The sequence below is a fragment of the Streptomyces sp. NRRL S-495 genome, from assembly GCF_000966955.1.
In the GTDB taxonomy this organism is placed as follows: domain Bacteria; phylum Actinomycetota; class Actinomycetes; order Streptomycetales; family Streptomycetaceae; genus Kitasatospora; species Kitasatospora purpeofusca.
This window is the reverse complement of sequence record NZ_JZWY01000196.1, coordinates 1-681: the sequence shown is the minus strand read 5'-3', so window position 1 is coordinate 681 and position 681 is coordinate 1. Positions and strand designations below refer to the sequence as shown.

Sequence of the window (681 nt, the reverse complement as noted above, 5' to 3'; positions counted from 1 at the left end):
CGACGCTCCCACGGCTTGTAGGCACACGGTTTCAGGTACTATTTCACTCCGCTCCCGCGGTACTTTTCACCATTCCCTCACGGTACTATCCGCTATCGGTCACCAGGGAATATTTAGGCTTAGCGGGTGGTCCCGCCAGATTCACACGGGATTTCTCGGGCCCCGTGCTACTTGGGAGTTCTTCAAACGAGCCGTACAGATTTCGTCTACGGGGGTCTTACCCTCTACGCCGGACCTTTCGCATGTCCTTCGACTACCCATACGGTTTCTGACTCGCCGACCGGCCGGCAGACCGATCAAGAAAAATCCCACGACCCCATCAGCGCAACCCCTGCCGGGTCTCACACGCTCATGGTTTAGCCTCATCCGGTTTCGCTCGCCACTACTCCCGGAATCACGGTTGTTTTCTCTTCCTGCGGGTACTGAGATGTTTCACTTCCCCGCGTTCCCTCCACATACCCTATGTGTTCAGGTATGGGTGACAGCCCATGACGACTGCCGGGTTTCCCCATTCGGAAACCCCCGGATCAAAGCCTGGTTGACGGCTCCCCGGGGACTATCGTGGCCTCCCACGTCCTTCATCGGTTCCTGGTGCCAAGGCATCCACCGTGCGCCCTTAAAAACTTGGCCACAGATGCTCGCGTCCACTGTGCAGTTCTCAAACAACGACCAGACACCCAC

Annotated in this window: 1 rRNA gene; it reads right to left on the bottom strand. The window is 57.6% G+C overall.

Going from position 1 to position 681, the window contains the following annotated elements:
* Nucleotides 1–630 (bottom strand): 23S ribosomal RNA (locus VR45_RS12440); the annotation flags it as partial.
* Nucleotides 631–681: the final 51 nt, after the last annotated feature.